At 72.0% G+C, this 12,210-nt stretch carries 13 protein-coding genes; 6 read left to right on the top strand and 7 right to left on the bottom strand.

Annotated elements, in window-relative coordinates; genetic code table 11:
• Genes ABGB05_RS18325 through ABGB05_RS18310 form a run of 4 tightly spaced genes read right to left on the bottom strand, consistent with a single transcriptional unit; the run spans nucleotide 1 to nucleotide 4,256 of the window.
• Nucleotides 1-1,293 (bottom strand): sugar ABC transporter substrate-binding protein, encoded by a 1,293-nt coding sequence (locus tag ABGB05_RS18325; RefSeq protein ID WP_347654636.1) that lies wholly within the window; start codon nucleotides 1,291-1,293, stop codon nucleotides 1-3.
• Between the two features lie 43 nt (nucleotides 1,294-1,336).
• Complete coding sequence (locus ABGB05_RS18320) at nucleotides 1,337-2,218, bottom strand: carbohydrate ABC transporter permease (RefSeq protein ID WP_347654635.1); 882 nt, start codon at nucleotides 2,216-2,218, stop codon at nucleotides 1,337-1,339.
• Nucleotides 2,218-3,153, bottom strand: coding sequence for a sugar ABC transporter permease (locus ABGB05_RS18315; protein ID WP_347654634.1), 936 nt, complete (start codon nucleotides 3,151-3,153; stop codon nucleotides 2,218-2,220). Before ABGB05_RS18315 ends, ABGB05_RS18320 begins: the two co-directional genes overlap by 1 nt.
• Nucleotides 3,153-4,256, bottom strand: a complete 1,104-nt coding sequence (locus ABGB05_RS18310; protein ID WP_347654633.1) for a LacI family DNA-binding transcriptional regulator — start codon at nucleotides 4,254-4,256, stop codon at nucleotides 3,153-3,155. The genes ABGB05_RS18315 and ABGB05_RS18310 overlap by 1 nt, the downstream gene beginning before the upstream one ends.
• 175 nt (nucleotides 4,257-4,431) lie before the next feature.
• On the opposite strand from ABGB05_RS18310, the gene ABGB05_RS18305 reads away from it, so the two are divergent.
• The 3 genes from ABGB05_RS18305 to ABGB05_RS18295 all read left to right on the top strand — a co-directional run bounded on the left by ABGB05_RS18305 (nucleotide 4,432) and on the right by ABGB05_RS18295 (nucleotide 6,688).
• Complete coding sequence (locus ABGB05_RS18305) at nucleotides 4,432-4,941, top strand: DUF664 domain-containing protein (protein WP_347654632.1); 510 nt, start codon at nucleotides 4,432-4,434, stop codon at nucleotides 4,939-4,941.
• A 114-nt stretch (nucleotides 4,942-5,055) separates the two neighbouring features.
• Nucleotides 5,056-5,430, top strand: coding sequence for a YciI family protein (locus tag ABGB05_RS18300; RefSeq protein WP_347654631.1), 375 nt, complete (start codon nucleotides 5,056-5,058; stop codon nucleotides 5,428-5,430).
• Entirely contained in the window at nucleotides 5,411-6,688 is a 1,278-nt protein-coding gene (locus ABGB05_RS18295) for an RNA polymerase sigma factor (RefSeq protein ID WP_347654630.1), read from the top strand. The genes ABGB05_RS18300 and ABGB05_RS18295 overlap by 20 nt, the downstream gene beginning before the upstream one ends.
• A gap of 62 nt (nucleotides 6,689-6,750) precedes the next feature.
• Here the strand turns inward: ABGB05_RS18295 and ABGB05_RS18290 are convergent, their stop codons facing one another.
• Nucleotides 6,751-7,161: a YccF domain-containing protein gene (locus tag ABGB05_RS18290; RefSeq protein ID WP_347654629.1), complete on the bottom strand. Its 411-nt coding sequence runs from the start codon at nucleotides 7,159-7,161 to the stop codon at nucleotides 6,751-6,753.
• Nucleotides 7,162-7,199: 38 nt separating this feature from the next.
• Complete coding sequence (locus ABGB05_RS18285; protein ID WP_347654704.1) at nucleotides 7,200-8,087, bottom strand: ribokinase; 888 nt, start codon at nucleotides 8,085-8,087, stop codon at nucleotides 7,200-7,202.
• 112 nt (nucleotides 8,088-8,199) lie between these two features.
• Here ABGB05_RS18285 and ABGB05_RS18280 point away from each other — a divergent pair, with 112 nt between their 5' ends.
• Nucleotides 8,200-9,183, top strand: a complete 984-nt coding sequence (locus ABGB05_RS18280) for an LLM class flavin-dependent oxidoreductase (protein ID WP_347654628.1) — start codon at nucleotides 8,200-8,202, stop codon at nucleotides 9,181-9,183.
• 9 nt (nucleotides 9,184-9,192) lie between these two features.
• Here ABGB05_RS18280 and ABGB05_RS18275 read toward each other — a convergent pair whose 3' ends face one another.
• Nucleotides 9,193-9,981, bottom strand: coding sequence for an ABC transporter ATP-binding protein (locus tag ABGB05_RS18275; protein ID WP_347654703.1), 789 nt, complete (start codon nucleotides 9,979-9,981; stop codon nucleotides 9,193-9,195).
• Nucleotides 9,982-10,148: 167 nt separating this feature from the next.
• Between ABGB05_RS18275 and ABGB05_RS18270 the strand changes: the two genes are divergently transcribed.
• Nucleotides 10,149-11,189, top strand: a complete 1,041-nt coding sequence (locus ABGB05_RS18270; protein WP_347654627.1) for an ABC transporter ATP-binding protein — start codon at nucleotides 10,149-10,151, stop codon at nucleotides 11,187-11,189.
• Nucleotides 11,186-12,181 (top strand): ABC transporter permease subunit, encoded by a 996-nt coding sequence (locus tag ABGB05_RS18265; protein WP_347654626.1) that lies wholly within the window; start codon nucleotides 11,186-11,188, stop codon nucleotides 12,179-12,181. Before ABGB05_RS18270 ends, ABGB05_RS18265 begins: the two co-directional genes overlap by 4 nt.
• The last annotated feature ends 29 nt before the right edge of the window (nucleotides 12,182-12,210 follow it).

Below are 12,210 nucleotides of genomic sequence, written 5' to 3'. Positions count from 1 at the left end.
TTACCTCAGGACCTGCTTCCCACCGTCGACCAGCTGCGTGGCGAGCTGGTCGAGCGTGATCTTGTTGGCGAAGTACTGCTGCAGTGCCGGGGTGGCGTACTTGGTCTTCCACTCCGGGTAGCCGTCGACCATCTGGAACGGTGCCACCGTCAGGTCGGCGGCGCTGGCCGCCGCGACGTCCCAGCCCTGCTTGCCGCCGGTCGCCTTGACCAGCTCCTCGTTCGCCTGCTTCCCGGTCGGCACCAGCCAGTCGCCCTTCGCCAGCTGGGCCATGTTGGCCGGGTTGAGGAAGAACTCCAGGAACTGGGCCGCCTCCTTCGGGTGCGCCGAGTCGGCGGAGACCGACAGCGTCTGCGGGTTGGCGGCCTGGTTGGCGGAGAGCCCCCTGACCGGCGGCAGGGTCACCCAGTCGAAGTCCTTCGGCGCCTGCTCCACCATCTGCTGGCGCAGCGAGACCGAGCCGGGGATCATCGCGTACTTGCCGGCGAAGAAGCCCGGCAGGGTGTCGGCGCCGCTCATCCCCAGCGCCTCCGGCGCGGCGGACTTCGCGGTGTAGAGCATGTCGTGGATCCGCTTCGGGACCTCGGTCTCCGGGGCCCCGATCCGGACCTCGGTCTTACCGCCGTCGGGGTAGAAGTACTTGCCGTCGAAGTTCAGCGCGAGGTTCAGCACCCGGTTCGTCGGCGACTTCAGCGCCCAGGCGACACCGTACTGGCCCGGCTTGGTGAGCTTCTGGGCGTTGGTCTGGAACTCGTCCCAGCTCCAGCCGCCGTCGGCCGCCGGCACCGTGATCCCGGCTCCGTCGAGCAGCTTCTTGTTGGCGATGACCACCTGCGACTCCAGCAGGAACGGCACGCCGGTGACCTTGCCGTCGAAGGTGGCGGTGTCCCAGATCCCCTTGTCGATCTGGCCCTTGAAGTCGTCGGAGAGCAGCCCGGAGAGGTCGGCCAGGTAGCCCTGCTTGCTGAACTCGCCGATCGCGGCCGCCTCGTAGTGCACGATGTCCGGCGCGTCACCGCCCTCGAACGAGGTCAGCAACTGGTCGTGTACGGAGTTCCAGTCGCCCTGGACGTACTCGACCTGGATGTCCGGGTGCTCGGCGTTCCACTTCGCGACCAGGTCCTTGTTGGCCTGCAGCGACTCCTTCTGCCAGGCCAGGCTGAGGAATCTCAGCTTGACCGGACCGGAGCTCTCGTCGTCACCGCCGCTGCCGCAGCCGGCGAGTGTGCCGAGGCCGACGGCCCCGGCGAGCGCGACGGCGAGGACCCGCCGCCGGGTGAGTCTGTGGAGCATGGGGGATACCTCCTGGTGGTGGGGTGTGGGTGGGTCGGGTTGCTCAGCCCTTCACCGCGCCGGCGAGCGACCCGGAGGCCAGTCGGCGCTGCATGAAGGCGAAGAAGACCAGGCTGGGCAGGGTGGCGAGCAGTGAGCCGGCGGCCAGCGGGCCGAGCCGGGCGGTGCCCTCGATGCCGACGAACCGGGCCAGCGCGACCGGCAGGGTCGCCAGTTCCGGGGTCTTGATCAGGACCAGGGCGAAGAAGAACTCGTTCCAGGCGGAGATGAAGGCGAACAGCGCGGTCGCGACCAGGCCGGGGGTCAGCAGCGGGAAGATCACCCGACGCAGGGTCTGCAGCCGGGTGGCGCCGTCGACCGACGCGGCCTCCTCCAGTTCCCGGGGGATGTTGCGGACGAAACCCTGGAGCATCCAGAGCGCGAACGGCAGCGCCCAGACGACGTAGATCAGCACCAGTCCGGCGTGGGTGTTGGCCAGCCCGACCTGCCGCAGCACCAGGAAGATCGGGATGATCAGCAGGACGAACGGGAAGAGCTGGGAGAGCAGCACCCAGCCGAGGGCGACGGTGCCGAGCCGGGTCCGGAACCGCGCCAGGGCGTACGACGCCGGCGTCGCGATCAGCACGGTGATCACCGCCGAGGCGAGCGAGACCTGGAGACTGTTCCACGCCGCCCGGCCGAGCTCCTGTTCGGTGAAGGCCTGGACGAAGTTGGCCAGCGTCGGGTGGTCCGGGATCAACGTCGGGTGCAGTTTCACCAGTTCGCGGGGCGGTTTGAACGAGGTGGAGACCAGCCACACCAGCGGGAAGGCCAGGAAGACCAGGTATCCGGCCAGTGCCAGGTACTGCAGGCCCCGGCCGACCCGGTTGCGGCGCCTCCGGTTCCGCCCCGGTCGCGTCCGGGTCAGGGTCGGATCGGTTGTCATCAGTTCGCCTCCCTGAGCCGGCGACGCAGGTACACCGCGAGCAGCGCCACGACGATCACCACCATCACGTTGCCGAGGGCGGCGGCGTAGCCGTAGTTGCCGTACCGGAACGCCTCCTCGTACGCGAAGAGCATCGGCAGCATGGTCTTGCCCCCCGGTCCACCGGCGGTGAGCACGTAGACCAGGCCGAACGAGTTGAAGTTCCAGATGAAGTCGAGTGAGGTGATCGCGACGATCACCGGCATCAGCGACGGCAGCGTGACGCCGCGGAACCGCTGCCAGGCGTTGGCGCCGTCGACCTCGGCCGCCTCGTGCAACTCGCGCGGCACCCCCTGCAGGCCCGCCAGGAGTACGACGGTGGTCTGCGGCATGCCGGCCCAGACCCCGACGATGATCACGGCGGGCAGTGCGGTGCTGAAGTCGCCGAGCCAGGTGGTCCGCAGTCCGTCCGCGCCGACCCGGTGCAGGAACTCGTTGAGCAGCCCGGCGTCGGGGTGGTACACCAGCCGCCAGAGGATGCCGACCACCACCGGCGGCATCGCCCACGGCACGACGGCCAGCACCCGGGCCACCCCACGGAACCGCAGCCGCTGGTTGAGCAGCAGGGCCAGGCCGAGGGCGAGCACGAACTGCAGCACGGTCACCGAGAAGGCCCAGAGCAGGCCGATCCGGAACGAACTCCAGAACAGGCTGTCGTGCAGCAGTTCCCGGTAGTTGGCCAGGCCGGTGAAACCGATCTCCACGTTCCGGCCGGCGCGGGCGTCGGTGAACCCGAGGTAGATGCCGCGCAGCAGCGGGAAGACGGAGAGGACGAGGACCGGCAGCAGCGACGGGAGCAGCAGCAGGTAGACCGTCGTACGGTCGGAGCGCCCACGTCGGGACGGCCGCCGGCCGCCGGTCCGGTCGACCTCCGGCCGCTCGGTCAGCGTGGTCATCAGATCACCTCCATCGGCGTGGTGACGGGTTCCGCTCCAGCGGGCTGGCTCGGTGCGGCGGGTCGTGGGGCCGCGCCCGGGGGAAGGCTGGAGGCGCGGACCGCCAGGCTCGGCGCGACGTGCGCCCGCCGGGGCGGGAGGTCGGGTTCGGCGATCCGCTCCAGCAGCAGCTCGGCCGCCCGGCGCCCCCGGTCGGCGGAGCCGAGCGAGACGCTGGAGAGCTGCGGGAACGCCATCTGGGCCAGTTCGGTGTCGTCCATGCCGACCAGTGCCACGTCCTGCGGCACCCGCCGGTCCTCGCTGAGCAGGGCGTGCAGGGCGCCGACCGCGATCAGGTCGTTGGCGCAGAGCAGCGCGTCGGGTTCGGCCCGGGCCAGCAGTCGGGCGGCGGCGGCCCGGCCGGCGGCGTACTGGAAGTCGCCGACCTCGATCAGGTTCTCGTCGACGGTGATGCCGTGGTTGGCCAGCGCGGCACGGAAGCCGGCGTCCCGGGCCGCGCCCGGGACGGTGTCGAGTGGACCGTTCAGGAAGCCGATCCGCTGGCGGCCGGTGGCGAGCAGGTGGTCGACGGCGAGCCCGACACCGGCCCGGGAGTCGGTACGGACGTTGTCGACCGGCGCGTCGTCGGGCAGCTGGCCGACGACGACCACCGGGACCGGGCTGACCACCATCGCCTCCAGGTGGTGGTCGGTGAGCCGGATCGGCGAGACGATCATGCCGTCCACGTACCGGTGGGCCAGGCGCCGCAGCAGCGAGATCTCGCCGGCGACGTCGCCGCCGGTGGCGTGTACCAGCAGTTGCCGGCCGCTGGCCGCGACCACCGCCTCGATGGCCCGCATCATCGCCACGTAGACCGGGTTGCCGATGTCGGCGACCGCGAGGGCGACCAGACCGGTGCGCTGGGACTGCAGCGACCGGGCGATCGCGTTCGGCACGTAGCCGACCTCGGCCGCCGCGGCACGGACCCGGCGGACGGTCTCGGGGCTGCCGCCGACGCCGTTGAGCACGCGTGAGGCGGAGGCGATCGAGACGCCGGCCCGGGCGGCCACCGTGTGTACGGTCGGCCGGCCGTCGGCGGAGGGCTGTAAACGTTTACGACCCATGCACCGAACCTCCACCCCTGACTTGTAAACGTTTCCAGGGAGTCTGCTCCCGCGTCAGCAAGGCGTCAAGACCCTGTTACAAAAATGTTTCTCCGCAGCTCAGCGGCTTCGTTGGCCCCTTCGGCGGGACGACACGGACAGGGCGCGGCATAGCGGCGACCCCGATACTGGCCGGATGACACCCCCGTTTCCCGAACCCACCAGTCCGGCCCCCGGGCGTGCCGAGGTGTTCCTGCGCTACCTCGACTACTTCCGGGAGACCGTGGCGACCAAGGTCTCCGCACTGCCGGACGCCGAACTGCGGCACAGCCGGCTACCGTCCGGCTGGACGCCGCTGGAACTGGTCAAACACCTGCGGCACGTGGAACTTCGGTGGATCGAATGGGGATTCCAGGGACACGACGTCGGTGACCCGTGGGCCGACCGCCGCGACGACCGCTGGTACGTGGCACCCGCCGAGACCCGCGACGGCCTGCTCGACGCGCTGCGCACCCAGGGCGCGCACACCCGGGCGGTGGTGACCGGCAACGACCTCGACACCCGGGGCGCCCCCGGCCCGCGCTGGGACGGTGCGGAGCCGCCGCCGCTCGAACGGGTGCTCTTCCACCTGCTGCAGGAGTACGCCCGCCACGCGGGGCACCTCGACGTGGTGACCGAGCTGTCCGGCGGCCCGGTCGGCGAGTGACCCGGATCCGACGAGATTTTCCGGCCGGAACGTGTCGATCCGCAGTCCCCTCGTTCGTACAGAGGGTAAAAGGCCGTCGGCGCGGTGCCGGCGGCCGTGACCGAAGGAGTTGGCATGCCGCAGTACCTGCTCAGCATCTACCAGGGCGACGGCGACCCGCCCGGCCCGGAGATCCTGGACCCGATCATGGAGCGGCTGGCCGCGCTGAACCAGGAGATGAAGGCCGCCGGGGCGTGGGTGTTCAGCGGCGGCCTCCATCCGGCGAGCACCGCGACGGTGCTCCGGGTCGACAACGGCGACGTGCTGATGACCGACGGCCCGTACACCGAGGGCAAGGAGCATCTCGGTGGCTTCACCGTCGTCCGGGCGCCCGACCTGGACGCGGCGCTGGTGTGGGGTCGCAAACTCGCCGAGGCGATCGGCCTGCTGCCGATCGAGGTACGGCCGCTGGCCGACGAGGCCGACAGCTGTGACCCGGCCTCGGCCTGACACCTCCCGCGACGGCATCGCGCAGGTGTTCCGCGCGGAGTACGGCCGCGCGGTCGCCGTCCTGGTCCGCGTCCTCGGCGACATCACCCTGGCCGAGGACGCGGTCCAGGACGCGTTTGTCACCGCCCTGCGGCAGTGGCCGGAGCAGGGCCCGCCACCGAGTCCGGCCGGCTGGATCATCACCACCGCCCGGAACCGCGCGGTCGACCGACTCCGTCGGGAGGCGGCCGGACACCGGGCGGTCGACCGACTGCACCGCGAGACGGTCGGGTCCGTGTCGCACCTCGACGATCCGCCGTACGTCGACGATCCGCCGCCCGCCGAGGAGGGACCCGTGCGCGACGACCGGCTCCGCCTGATCTTCACCTGCTGCCATCCGGCGCTCTCGCCGGCCGCCCAGGTCGCCCTGACACTGCGTCTGCTCGGCGGGCTCAGCACCGCGCAGATCGCGCACGCGTTCCTGGTACCCGAGCCGACCATGGCCCAACGGCTGGTCCGGGCCAAGGGCAAGATCCGGGCGGCCCGCATCCCGTACCGGATTCCGGCCGAAGCCGACCTGCCGGACCGGCTGCGGGCGGTACTGGCTGTCGTCTATCTCGTCTTCAACGAGGGGTACACGGCCAGTACCGGTGACCGGCTGGTCCGCGAGGATCTCGGCGCCGAGGCGATCCGGCTCGGCCGGCTGCTCGCCGACCTGATGCCGGACGAGCCGGAGGTGCTCGGGCTGCTCGGGCTGATGCTGCTGGTCGAGGCACGCCGGTCGGCCCGTACCGGCCCGGACGGCACCCTGGTCCGGCTGGCCGACCAGGACCGTCGCCGCTGGAACCGTCACCTGATCGACGAGGGGCACGAGATCGTCCGCCGCTGCCTACGCCGGGACCGGCCCGGGCCGTACCAGTTGCAGGCGGCGATCCAGGCGGTGCACACCGACGCACCGACCGCGGCCGGCACCGACTGGCGGCAGATCCTGATGCTCTACGACCACCTGCTGGCGGTCGCGCCGAGTCCGGTGGTGGCCCTGCACCGCGCGGTGGCGGTCGCCGAGGTCGACGGGCCGGGTCCGGCGCTCGCCCTGGTCGACGGGCTCGCCCTGGACCGCCACCACCTGTTCCACGCCGTCCGGGCCGACCTGCTGCGCCGCCTCGGTCGCACCGGGGAGGCCGCGCGGGCGTACGACACCGCCGCCGACCTGACCGGCAACAGCGTCGAGCGGGACTTCCTGCGGCGCAGCCGGGCGGCTCTGCCGGCCGATGGGTGATCCTGGCCGGCGGCCGGGCGGCCCCGACCGGCCGGCTCGGGCGGCGCTCACGCCCGGCCGGCTCAGCCGGCGCTCACGCCCGGCCGACGCAGGTCGTCGACCTCCACCACCTCCCGGCCGAGCGGCCAGAACGCGGCCGGAACCAGCTTGAAGTTGGCGATGCCGAACGGGATCCCGATGATCGTCACGCAGAGCGTCACCCCGGCGACGATGTGGGTCAGGGCGAGCCACCAGCCGGCCAGCACCACCCAGAGCACGTTCGCCAATCCCGAGCCGAGACCGGCGCCGGGCTTGGCCACCAGGGTCCGGCCGAACGGCCAGAGCGAGTAGTACGCCAGCCGCATCGCGGCGACCCCGAACGGGATGGTCACCACCAGGACGAAGCAGATCAGCGCCGCGATGCCGTACCCGATCGCGAGCGCGATGCCGCTGCCGAAGATCAGCCAAAGGATATTGAGGACGAACCGCACCATGCTCCCATGGTGCACATCCGGATCAAGCCGCCGATCGGTTATTGCCCGGGCCGCGCCGGCGGTACGTAGAGTTCGTCGATCTCCGACCGCAGCGGCAGCGCCACCGAGGCGCCGAGCTTGCGGGCGCAGGCGGCACCGGCCGCCGCCGCCCAGTGCACCGCGTCGACCAGGTCCCGCCCCTCGCCCCAGGCCACCGCCAGGGCACCGGTGAACGCGTCCCCGGCGGCGGTGGAGTCGACGAGATCGACCTTGACCGCCGGCACGTGCATCCGGACGCCGTCCCGCTCGCCGTACCAGGCACCGTGCCGGCCCAGGGTCAACACCGCGTGCGGTACGACGTCGAGCAGCGCCTCCGGCGCCTCCCGGCCCCGCCCGGTGATCGCCCGCGCCTCCGCCTCGTTGACCACCAACAGATCCACCAGGTCCAGCAGCTCGGTCGGGACCGGCTGCGGCGGGGCCGCGTTGAGCAGCACCTTCGTCCCGCCCTCCCGGGCGGCCCGGGCCGCCTCGGTGACCGTGCCGACCGGGATCTCCAACTGCGCGACCAGGACGTCCGCCTCCCGGACCGCGGCCAGCTCGCCGTCACCGAGCCCGACGAAGGCCGAGTTGGCGGCCGGGGTCACCACGATGGTGTTCTCCCCGTCGGCGTCGACCGTGACGACCGCGACTCCCGAGGCGCCGTACACCACCCGGACCCGTTCGGTGTCGACCCCGGCGGCGGCGATCCGGGCCTTCAGGGTCACCCCGAACGAGTCGGAGCCGATCGCCCCGAGCAGCGCCCCGTCCCCGCCCGCCCGGCTGGCCGCGATCGCCTGGTTGGCACCCTTGCCGCCGGCGACCATCACGAAGTCGCTGCCGAAGACGGTCTCCCCGGGCTTCGGCAGGACCCCGGTCATCACCACCAGGTCCATGTTCGCGCTGCCCATGACCACCACCCGTGGCCGTTGCCGTTCCACCGACACCTCCCGTTCGCGCAGAGATCGAGTCTAGAGCGGGCCGCCGCCGACATCCTCTGGCAGGCTGCACGATATGGGTCAGATGCCGATCGGAGTCATGTACCGCTGTGACACCCCGCCGGAGCAGCTACCGGCGTACGCCCGGCTGGTGGAACGGCTGGGCTACGACGAGCTGTGGGTGGTCGAGGACTGCTTCTTCGGCGGCGCGGTCTCCACCGCCGCGGTGGCCGCGGCGGCGACCGAGACGCTGAAGATCGGCATCGGCATCCTGCCAGCGGCATTCCGCAACCCGGCGCTGGCCGCGATGGAGCTGGCCAACCTCGCCCGACTCTTCCCCGGCCGGATCCTGCCCGGTTTCGGGCACGGCATGCCGGACTGGGTACGCCAGGTCGGCGCCGACCACCCGTCCCCGCTGGCGGTGCTCGGCGAGACCGTGTCGGCGGTCCGCGCGCTACTCGCCGGCGAGACCGTCACCGTGGCCGGGCGGCACGCCCAGCTCGCCGAGGTGGCCCTGGAGTTCCCGCCCGTCCAGCCACCGCCGATCGCGACCGGGGTCCGCAACGCCCGCTCGCTGCGGCTCTCCGGACAGGTGGCCGACGGCACCATCCTCGCCGAGTGCGCCAGCCCCGACTACGTACGCTGGGCCCGCCGTCTGATCGACGAGGGGCGCCGGGAGGCCGGCCGGACCGACGACCACCGGCTCACCGTCTACGCCCACCTGGACTTCGACGACGCCCGGGCCAGCGCCCGCCGGGAGATCGCCGCCCGGCTCGTCGACGGCGGGCCGCTCTCCCCGGCCGACGCCGAACTGGCGGCGGAGTTCACCGCGCTGCTGGCCGCCTCGCCCGGGGTCGCCGCGCTCGCCGAGGCGCTGCCCGAGCACTGGCTGGAACGGTTCGCCGCGGCCGGCAGCGCGGAGCAGTGCGCGGCGGCGGTGACCCGGCTCCGCGACGCCAGCGCCGACGCGGTGGTCTTCATCCCGCCCCGGGACGCCGCACTGGCGGTCGCCCAGATCACCCTGGCGGCGGAGTCGCTGGTCCCGATGGTCCGCGCCGCCACGGTGTGAGGAGGGCGGTCAGGCGGCCCGGGCGGTGAACCGGTCCCCGGGTCGGTCGACCACGAGCGGCAGCCCGAAGGTCTTCGACAGGTACTCCCCGGTGATCGTCTCCGCGACCGGACCCTGCGCCACGACGCCGCCCTCGCGCAGCAGCAGCGCGTGGGTGAAGCCCGGCGGGATCTCCTCCACGTGGTGGGTGACCAGCACCATCGCCGGGGCCTCCTCGTCGTGGGCCAGTTCGGCCAGCCGGGCGACCAGGTCCTCCCGGCCGCCGAGGTCCAGTCCGGCCGCCGGCTCGTCGAGCAGCAGCAGCTCCGGGTCGGTCATCAGGGCGCGGGCGATCTGCGTCCGCTTCCGCTCCCCCTCCGAGAGGGTCCCGTACGTCCGCTCGGCCAGTCCGGCGACGCCGAGCTGGTCGAGCAGCGCGACGGCGCGCGCCTCGTCCATCGCGTCGTACTGCTCACGCCAGCGGCCCACCACCGACCAGGCCGCGGTCAGGACCACGTCCCGGACCCGTTCCTCGGCCGGGATCCGTTCGGCCAGCGCCGCCGTGGTCACCCCGATCCGGGTACGCAGTTCCGCCAGGTCGGTGCGACCGACCCGCTCACCGAGCGCGTGCACCACCCCGGTCGTCGGGTGCAGTCGTCCGGCCGCCAGGTTCAGCAGGGTCGTCTTGCCCGCGCCGTTCGGGCCGAGCACGACCCAGCGCTCGTCGGCCGTCACCCGCCAGGTCACGTCCTTCAGCAGCGGGTTGCCGGAGCGTTGCACCCCGACCCGGTGAAGGTCGATGACCACGTCCGGGCTCAGCGGTGGCGTCTCGGCACCGGCGTCGGCGGTCTGGCCACTGTTGGAGAGGGAAACGGGCTCTTCACGCACCCTGCCATCCAACCACGCACCGCACCGCCCCCCACGGGCGCCGTCCGGACCGTAGGGTGGGGCGCCGTGTCCGACGTCACGGCGTACGGAGGTGTGCGGTGTCAGCGGTGATCGAGATCGCCGGGCTACGCAAGTCGTTCACCAGCCTGCGGCACGGTCGACGCGTCGCCCTCGACGGCTTCGACATGCTGGTCGAGACGGGTCAGGTGCACGGATTCCTCGGGCCGAACGGGTCCGGCAAGACCACCACGTTGCGGACCCTGCTCGGTCTGGTCCGGCCGGACAGCGGCCGGATGGCCCTGTTCGGCGAGCCGACCCCGGAACGGCTGCCGGCGGTGGCCCCCCGGTTCGGCGCCATTGTGGAGAGTCCCCAGTTCTTCGGGAACTTCACCGGTTGGCGCACCCTGCACCTGCTGGCCGTCGCCGGCGGAGTACCGACGACCCGGGTCGACGAGGTGCTCGAGCAGGTCGGGCTCCGCGACCGGGGCGAGGACCGGGTCAGGACGTACTCGCTCGGCATGCGGCAGCGACTGGCGGTGGCCTCGGCGCTACTCAAGGAGCCGGAGCTGCTGATCCTCGACGAGCCGGCCAACGGCCTCGACCCGGCCGGCATCCGGGAGATGCGTGACCTGATGCGCGACCTCGCCGCCGCCGGGGTGACCGTGCTGGTCTCCAGCCACATCCTGGCCGAGATCGAGCAGATCTGCGACCATGTGACGATCATCTCGCGGGGCCGTCGGGTGGCCGCCGGCCCGGTCGCGGAGGTGCTCGCCGGCTTCGACCACGGCGAGTTCCGGGTCCGGGTGGCCGACCAGGACCGGGCCGCCGAGGTCCTGACCGCGGCCGGGCTGACCGTCGCCACACTTTTCGACCAGCTGGTGGTCGGCGGGGTGGAGGATCCGGCCCGGCTCAACCAGCTCCTCGGCGAGCAGGACCTCTGGGTCTCCGAGCTGACTCCGCTCACCCCGGATCTGGAGAGTGTCTTCCTGGAGTTGACCGGTACCCGACCCGAGCCCGGACTGCCGCGGCAGGTCGACGAGTCGGTGCTGCCGGCGGCCGCCGGGGACGACCCGGTGGCGGCCACCGTCGACGACGACCGGGCGGCGGAAGCCGACGTTTCGGAAGGGGTACGGCAGTGAACCTGGTCCGGGCCGAGTTCGGCCGCCTCGCCGCCCGCCGCTTCGTCCAGCTGATGGTCGTGCTGCTCGTCGCCGCGTTCACGGTCACCGTCCTGGCGACCCTGGCCGGCTCGCGCCAGCCGGACGCCGGCGAGATCCAGATGGCTCAACAGCAGGCCGACGAGCGACGCATGGAGATTGGCGGCCTGTACGACGACTGTCGCCAACTGGAGGCCAGCGGGCAGTCACCGGCGGACCACTACGCCCGCGACTGCGAGGACCTGAACCCGGCCCGGATCGACGCCTCCGACCACCTGCCCGGGGTTTTCGTCTTCGACCGGCAGATCAGGGAACTGGCGTACTTCCTCATCGCCTTCCTCTGCCTGTTCGGCTTCCTGGTCGGCGCCTCGTACATCGGTGCCGACCTCACCTCCGGCGGGATGACCAACCTGCTGCTCTGGCGACCGCAACGGCTGCTGGTGCTCGGCACCAAACTCGGCACCCTGCTCGTCGGGGTCCTGGGGCTGTCGCTGGTCAGCACGGTGCTCTACATCGCCTCGTTCCGGCTCGTCGGCGAGGTACGCGGAATGCCGGGCGTCGCGGACGCGCAGTTCTGGGCCGACCTGCTGCTCCTGCTCACCCGGGGTCTGACGCTGGTACTGGTCGCCAGCACACTCGGCTTCGCCATCGCCACCCTGGGCCGGCACACCTCGGCGGCGCTCGGCGCGGCGGCGGCGTACGGCGTGGTCTGGGAGGGCGGGCTACGGATCGTGCTGGAGATCGTCGACGCGGCCCGACCCGACGTGTGGATGCTCAGCAGCTATCTGGGGGCCTGGATCTCGGGCGGGCTGCGCTTCTTCGCGAACGTGGACTGTTTCGTGACCCCGGAGCGGCCCGTCTGCGACACGTCGTACACCATCGGTTGGCCGGTCGGGCTGGCCGTGCTGCTGGGCCTGGTGCTGGTGGTGGTCGGCGCCGCGTTCGCCACCTTCCGCCGCCGCGACCTCGCCTGACATGTCAGGAAGGGCCCCTTCCCGCAGCA

It is taken from the genome of Plantactinospora sp. B5E13 (assembly GCF_039871775.1).
In the GTDB taxonomy this organism is placed as follows: Bacteria; Actinomycetota; Actinomycetes; order Mycobacteriales; family Micromonosporaceae; genus Plantactinospora.
Note: the sequence above shows the minus strand (reverse complement) of the source record. Positions and strands in the feature narration are given on the sequence as shown.

Coding starts and splice junctions, on each gene's coding strand:
- ABGB05_RS18325 (WP_347654636.1), bottom strand. CDS start 1,293: ATGCTCCACAGACTCACCCGGCGGCGGGTCCTCGCCGTCGCGCTCGCC.
- ABGB05_RS18320 (WP_347654635.1), bottom strand. CDS start 2,218: ATGACAACCGATCCGACCCTGACCCGGACGCGACCGGGGCGGAACCGG.
- ABGB05_RS18315 (WP_347654634.1), bottom strand. CDS start 3,153: ATGACCACGCTGACCGAGCGGCCGGAGGTCGACCGGACCGGCGGCCGG.
- ABGB05_RS18310 (WP_347654633.1), bottom strand. CDS start 4,256: ATGGGTCGTAAACGTTTACAGCCCTCCGCCGACGGCCGGCCGACCGTA.
- ABGB05_RS18305 (WP_347654632.1), top strand. CDS start 4,432: ATGACACCCCCGTTTCCCGAACCCACCAGTCCGGCCCCCGGGCGTGCC.
- ABGB05_RS18300 (WP_347654631.1), top strand. CDS start 5,056: ATGCCGCAGTACCTGCTCAGCATCTACCAGGGCGACGGCGACCCGCCC.
- ABGB05_RS18290 (WP_347654629.1), bottom strand. CDS start 7,161: ATGGTGCGGTTCGTCCTCAATATCCTTTGGCTGATCTTCGGCAGCGGC.
- ABGB05_RS18285 (WP_347654704.1), bottom strand. CDS start 8,087: ATGGGCAGCGCGAACATGGACCTGGTGGTGATGACCGGGGTCCTGCCG.
- ABGB05_RS18280 (WP_347654628.1), top strand. CDS start 8,200: ATGCCGATCGGAGTCATGTACCGCTGTGACACCCCGCCGGAGCAGCTA.